General features: G+C 41.7%; 6 protein-coding genes and 1 pseudogene. 6 read left to right on the top strand and 1 reads right to left on the bottom strand.

Annotation, left to right across the window (positions count from 1 at the left end; genetic code table 11):
- The 3 genes and pseudogenes from EAE89_RS13330 to EAE89_RS13320 all read left to right on the top strand — a co-directional run.
- Positions 1-114 (top strand): annotated as a pseudogene (locus EAE89_RS13330) (IS5/IS1182 family transposase); the annotation flags it as partial.
- A gap of 30 nt (positions 115-144) precedes the next feature.
- Entirely contained in the window at positions 145-543 is a 399-nt protein-coding gene (locus EAE89_RS13325) for a hypothetical protein (protein WP_054477693.1), read from the top strand.
- A complete protein-coding gene (locus tag EAE89_RS13320) occupies positions 540-998 on the top strand; it encodes a hypothetical protein (RefSeq protein WP_054477695.1) in 459 nt (152 codons plus the stop codon). Before EAE89_RS13325 ends, EAE89_RS13320 begins: the two co-directional genes overlap by 4 nt.
- 538 nt (positions 999-1,536) lie before the next feature.
- On the opposite strand, the gene EAE89_RS13315 is transcribed toward EAE89_RS13320, so the two are convergent.
- Positions 1,537-2,880, bottom strand: a complete 1,344-nt coding sequence (locus EAE89_RS13315; protein ID WP_214086036.1) for a condensation domain-containing protein — start codon at positions 2,878-2,880, stop codon at positions 1,537-1,539.
- 497 nt (positions 2,881-3,377) lie between these two features.
- Here EAE89_RS13315 and fepB point away from each other — a divergent pair, with 497 nt between their 5' ends.
- Genes fepB through EAE89_RS13300 form a run of 3 tightly spaced genes read left to right on the top strand, consistent with a single transcriptional unit; the run spans position 3,378 to position 6,555 of the window.
- On the top strand, positions 3,378-4,409 hold the full coding sequence (fepB, locus tag EAE89_RS13310; protein ID WP_244866440.1) for a Fe2+-enterobactin ABC transporter substrate-binding protein: 1,032 nt from the start codon (positions 3,378-3,380) through the stop codon (positions 4,407-4,409).
- Between the two features lie 32 nt (positions 4,410-4,441).
- Entirely contained in the window at positions 4,442-5,494 is a 1,053-nt protein-coding gene (locus EAE89_RS13305) for a FecCD family ABC transporter permease (RefSeq protein ID WP_214086035.1), read from the top strand.
- Complete coding sequence (locus tag EAE89_RS13300; protein ID WP_214086034.1) at positions 5,491-6,555, top strand: FecCD family ABC transporter permease; 1,065 nt, start codon at positions 5,491-5,493, stop codon at positions 6,553-6,555. Before EAE89_RS13305 ends, EAE89_RS13300 begins: the two co-directional genes overlap by 4 nt.
- Positions 6,556-6,653 lie beyond the last annotated feature (98 nt).

Below are 6,653 nucleotides of genomic sequence, written 5' to 3'. Positions count from 1 at the left end.
TTTTTGAAAGGTAATCGACGTATTGCAACACGCTATGAAAAAACAGCACGAAACTATCTGTCGATGGTGAAATTAGGCTGTATTCGACTCTTTTGCCGGAGATTATATAATTAAGGGACACTACCTAGTGATGAGATTCAGGCAGTGAAGCTGCTTGATGTTGGTTCTTATAAGGAATTAAAATCCCGTGAGGTCGTTGGAAATGGGCTAGAACATGATCATATCCCATCATTTGCAGCGCTCAAGAAAGCAAAAGAAAATGAATTGGGGCGTCCTCTAAAAAAAGATGAAGAAAAAAACCTTTATCAAAATGCGACAGCTGTAGAAGTTCCCAAAGATATTCATTCTGCTGGGCCAACTTATAGGGGAAAAAATACTCCGTTGCAAGTTCAACAAGATGCAATGAATCTCTGTGGTGCAGTATGTCGCGATACTGATGCTCTAAGAACTAATATGATTGAACGTGGTTATGATCCTAAGTTGGTTGATAATGCAGTTAAGAAAATTATAGAGCTCAATAGTCAGATAGGAGTAATTAAATGATTGTTGATTGGATTAAATTTACCAATGCCCTTGGTACTACGGAATCATCCAAGGAATTTCATGAACTTAAGCTAGCGATTGGAGAGCAGGCTGAAATATCAAAAACTCCTTTGGAATATAATGATCCCATTGGGCAGACAACGTATTATAGTTTTGCACATTCAGGAATAGAGATAGGCTTCCGACAAGGATTATTGAACCATATTCATTTTTACTTTGATAACAGTGAAGGTTACGCAAATTTTAAAGGAAATCTACTGCTTAATATCCGAGATGGATGGAATGAAGAAAATGTCATCCAAATATTGGGTGAGCCATTAATGAGAGGAGGAGGGAAAATAGATATGCTCCTTGGCTACATTAATAGCTGGATAAAATACGAATATCAGAAATACGTATTACATCTACAATTTAATCAAGATGGTTTATTGTATGGCGCTAGTTTAATGTTGTGATAATCTATATCCCAGCCATTGAGCTGGGATTTTTTCTCTGTTAGCTTGTGATTGTGTATAATTTGCTAGTTCATCTTCTGTCTGCCGCAGTAGCGATTTAACCTGCCATGACTATTTAAAATCACGAAAATAGTAGTTAAATTTTTTATATAAAAGATAGATTTAATTATAAGTGCGATTTATTAAAATGATGTTAATTACCTTTAAATTAAAGTTGATTAACCATTAATTAAAGAATTAAAAACAAATAAGTGAGAAAAAGAATATTGTTCTGACAAGATAATATTTAAGTATTTTATCGCTGTTATTTTACGAAGAAAATAATAAAAACAATGCAGTGAAAAAAATAGATAAAAAGGTTAATTTGGCAGAATTTAAGCGCTGAAAAAGGTGTTGATTATCCGAAAAAATAAAAGGCGAGTATAATCAATATTGATTAAACGCAAAATAAAATATCCGATGATGATTAAAGCTAATAAAAAACAGGCGTTAAAAGGGGGGGGGGCAACGGTAGGGTTGCCCCGACTTTCAGAGGATGTCAACAATAAAGCGCTTTTATAGGCAGGAAAAGCCAGTTTCCTGTGAGCACTTTTTGTAGAAAATCAGTCAGGTTTTTCTGATGGTTTTCAACCTCTTCTTGACTAAACATTGATGAGTCAGCATCAAGATCAATAATTAATTCTCCAGCATCTACTTTCCCGCGGTAGATAATGTTAAAGCTAAAGCAGTCATAGAGTCCGCTGGTGAGTATATGGCGTTTAACCTGGCAATCGACAAAATTGGGTGAGTCAAAAGGTAGTACATTGATGAGTGGAGAAAATAAATAACGGGTATCTTGAGGTAGATTGTGATCTAAAAAAATTTGTTCTATACGATATCTGGCATGAGTCCGTTGAGTATGAAGTGCGTTGATTGTCTTTTTCAAAAAGCTTTCTAATGTCTCATCCGGGTTGGTGTTTATCAATAAGGGAAGAATATTCGTCATTAATGCCGGTGTATTGGTTCTGAAACGGGTTCGGCGATTCATATAGGGTAGCCATATCGGCATTGAATATTCATTATTTTGTGTCTGTGCAGGGAAATAGTGAAGCAGGTAGATGCTTGAAAGTGCCACTAACAGATCTGGCCAGGCGATCCTTGTATCAGCCGATAAACGTGTTAAGCCTGTAACAATATCCCTAGAGAGCGCACAGCCGGCGTAATGGTGCTTGGTACTATAGTCGGCACGGGCGATATCCATGGTTGTAAGGCTCGCAGGTGAAAGATAATTTTGCCAGTACAAACGATCTTTTTCATATTGATCGCTGTTACAGTACTCTTGTTCTTCCGTGAGGTAACAGCTGAGTGAATGAAAGGAAGCATCAGAACTGGTTTTCTTACCAAGATAATACGAATAAAAATGCGCACAACGATGTTCAAGAAGTGCCATACCAAATCCATCAAGAAGAATATGGTGAGCGCGGTTGTACCAGAGATAATGAGACTCGCTTAATTTGAATAGCCACTGAGCGGATAGCGGTTGAGTTAATAAATTCAGCGGAGATTCCACATCGGTCCGCATAAGTTGTAATGCTGTTTGAAAGGGGGCGGGTTGCGTCTGTAAGTCGATGAATTTTAGCTGTGGTGTGGCGGCTTGATTCGGTTGTTGTAAAGGAAACGGCTCTTCTTTACGGAGCTGAAAACGGACAGAGAGCACATCTGTTTCACTAATCATCATTGTTATTGCTTTGCAAAGTGCTTCCTGATCGACATTACCCTGAATATCCAGATAGTGCGCGACAGTCGAAACAACTCTTTCGGAATGCAGGCTGAACTCGTGCCAGTAATATTGTTGTGCCTGTGTCAATGGAATCCAGCTAGAAGTTTGAGCGATATTTGACATTGGATAAACCTTATGAATTCATCATAGAAAATAGAATATACCTGTTATCTTTCAAGTTGTTTCTTTGTTGGCTGCACTCACCCGGTCACAGAGTTCTCTATGACATAGTTATCTCTGCTCCCGGGGATTCGCTCCTTTGCCGTCGCGATCCATCTTGAAATCTATTGGGTATAAAAAAATGGAAAAACTCTCTTCTATGCTTGTGATAGGTGTTTACATAATGTTGAGCCACGATATTCCCATCTGAACAAGTCAACGCATAATTGCCTATTTATTCCCATGACATTCACTCTCCTGTTTGAGCACCATTTTTCATTTATTGTTTCTGGCTGAGATCTGAGTTGGTTTTATTACTGAGAAAATGAAACATTTGTTGTGCGATACAACAATAATGTGACGTATTTCGTGATCATCGTTATTGTGTATGATAATCATTATTAATCTCGTTGTCGGATATTAGACAAAATGATACATTACGTCCACTTTGGATTATCTGAATGGGTATGCGAAGTTTTTGTCTCGCTGAACCACAATCACTATCTGAGAACGCCAGAATGAAATCGATGTTAACCCTTGTATATGGCTTGGTAATTACTCTGGTCAGTTTATTTGGGGGGACTGTTTGTGCTGCAAATGCAAAAAATGTAGCTCAGACGGAAAGCCTTTCTTGGCCAAGAGATTTTAAAAATGCTGATGGCTCTATCACCACTATCCCCGCAAAACCCCAGCGTATTTTATCGACCACTGTTTCGATAACAGGAATACTGTTATCAATTGATGCTCCCGTAGTCGCAAGTGCAACGGCTACGAATGGGAAATTTTTCGCTCAATGGGACAGCGTTGCTCAAGAACGGGGACTTGAAAAGCTTTGGCAAGCCGGCAATATTGATCTGGAAATGGCTTATGTTGTTGCGCCCGATCTGATTGTGGTTTCTATGAGTGGCGCTGATTCTGCATATGCTCAGGTAGAACAACTTAAACAAATCGCGCCTACGATTATCTTAGGTTATGGTAAACAGACATGGCAAGGTTTGGCGACTGAATTAGGCGAGGCGACAGGGCTTGAAGATAAAGTTACAGCCAGAATTACTGGTTTTGATAATTATCTTGCTGAATGTCGGGCAAAAATTGCAATCCCCGAAGGTAAGGTTAATATTATCAGCTATGAGGGGCCAGGAACGGTTAACCCCATATCAACGAGTATAAGTCCACATGCTTTGCTGCTTTCACAGCTTGGATTTACTATCGAGCCGGCAGATCCTGCCTGGCATAACGGTGGAAATAAAACCGGCGATTTTGTTTGGGCACAATATGAAAATATTACGCAGCTAACCGCACCCACGACGTTTCTTTTAAGCGCAGGAAATAGCAGAGCTACCGAGTTCTTAAAAGATCCGGTACTCGCTAATTTGGCATCGGTCAAAACAGGGCAAGTCTATGGCCTTGGTGTGAATTCGTTTCGAATTGACTATTACAGTGCAAAAGAAATTGCTGACAGCATTGTTAAACGGTTTGGCATTAATAAGTAGAAAGCGAAATAGCTTCATTGTTTGGGCTGGACATGAGAAAACCGATTTTTTCAGCTGCTAATTCTGGTGAGCAATCCCATAACCGGCAATTTAGATTTCAACGAAAAGGGTTGCTGATTTGTGGGTTATTGCTTGTAGCATTTTCAGTTTTTAGTCTTTTTGTTGGAACCCGTCCTGTCACGATAAAAGTCACCTGGGAGGCATTCACCGCTTTTAATCCTGCCAATAGTGAACATTTATTGGTTCGTTACCTGAGAGTGCCTCGTACTCTGCTGGCGATTATCGTTGGTTGTTCGTTGGGGGTTGCTGGCGCCATTATGCAGGCGCTTACCCGTAATCCACTGGCTGATCCGGGTATCCTGGGTGTTAATGCCGGGGCCGGGGTTTCCATTGTCTCGGCAATTGCTTTTTTGGGTGTTTACGACGTTGTTGGTTATATGTGGTTTGGTCTGGCTGGGGCGGCCATTGCGGGTTGTGCTGTGTATTTACTTGGGGGAATCCAGCATGGGTTGAACCCGGTAAGAATGGTATTGGCGGGCGCAGCCTTGTCCGTTGTATTATTTGCTGTCACCCAGATTATCACCATAAACAGTGAAGATGAGGTATTTAATCAATTCCGGCACTGGGTGGTGGGTTCACTTCAAGGGCGAGGTTATGAAGTCCTTTTTCCTATCTCTATTCTGGTGGCTTCAGGAGTGATGATTGCCTTAATGTTGACAAAGTCTTTTGATACAGTAGCACTTGGTCATGATCTGGGAAAATCACTGGGTGTTAATCAAACCAAAGTCTGGATTCTGTCTGCACTGGCTATCATTATGTTATCTGGTGGCGCAACCGCAGCGGCGGGGCCTATCAGTTTCATCGGCCTGACAGCGCCTCATTTCGCCCGTTTAATTGCAGGGCCTGATTATCGTTGGGTACTTCCTTATTCTATGCTTATCTCTGGGGTTATGGTGGTCGCTGCTGATAGCCTGGGGCGAGTCGTAGGATATCCTGGAGAAATTAGTGTTGGCATTATGGTGGCGCTAATCGGAGGGCCGTTCTTTGTTTTCCTTGTCAGAAAATGGAAAATTGTCCAATTATGAGCAGACGGAATTATTGCGAAACTGAGGTTAAGATTTCCGGTAAGGTCTGGCGACAAGGAAAGATGTCTCTTGTTTTCGTTCCCAGAAACCTCATGGTGACTTGTGCCATGCTGCTGCTGATTATGGGATTAGCGGTTTTTTCTATGACTATCGGCAAATTCAATATCACCATTGAACAAATTATCAGTACTTTTTGGGGGGCTGGCTCCGGTACTGTCAGCGAAAAGATCATCATGGATATTCGTTTACCTCGAGTGTTAACCGCAATTTTTGTTGGTGCGGCCCTGGGGGTATCTGGTGCGGTCTTTCAGTCCATTTCCAGGAATGCGCTGGGTTCCCCAGATGTGATTGGTTTTACAACAGGAGCGGCGACGGGGGCAATTATACAGATAGTTTTATTTGATAATAATGCGGCGCAGGTAGCGATTGCTGCTATTGTTGGTGGCGTTCTGACCGCAGCGGTAGTGTATCTGTTGTCTTTAAAATCTGGTTCAATAGGTGGGTATCGTCTTATTCTAACGGGTATTGGTGTGGGTTCAGTGTTAACTGCCCTAAATGGCTTATTACTGGTAAAAGGAAATCTGGATAATACCGTGATGGCAAATTTGTGGCTTGCTGGATCACTTAATGCTCGTACATGGGGACATGTTTTTCCTGTTTTAACGGGGGTTGTATTACTGGTACCTCTGGTTCTTTTTACGGCAAGGAAATTGAATATTATCGAGATGGGGGATGATATTGCCAGTCAGCTCGGTATCAAGGTGGAACGCGTTCGTCTTATCATGATTTTCTGTGCTGTAGTGTTAGCCGCTCTTGCCACTGGTGCAGCAGGACCAATTGCTTTTGTTGCTTTGGCCGCACCTCAGCTTGTGGTTCGCCTGACTCGTTCGAGAAATATGCCTGTCATCAGTGCCGCGCTAATGGGCGCTTGCCTTTTGCTGGCAGCTGATCTGTTTACACAGCTTTTGCCTTTAAAAGCGGCAGTACCTATTGGACTTATGACGGGGCTTGTTGGCGGAGTTTATCTGATTTGGTTGCTGACCCGTTCCCGGCAAATTTAGCAAAAACCGCTGTATACCCAATAGATTTCAAGGTGGATCGCGACGGCAAGGGAGCGAATCCCCGGGAGCATAGATAACTCTGTCATAGAGAACTTTGT

Source organism: Photorhabdus heterorhabditis (assembly GCF_018448905.1).
Lineage (GTDB): Bacteria > Pseudomonadota > Gammaproteobacteria > Enterobacterales > Enterobacteriaceae > Photorhabdus > Photorhabdus heterorhabditis.
Note: the sequence above shows the minus strand (reverse complement) of the source record. Positions and strands in the feature narration are given on the sequence as shown.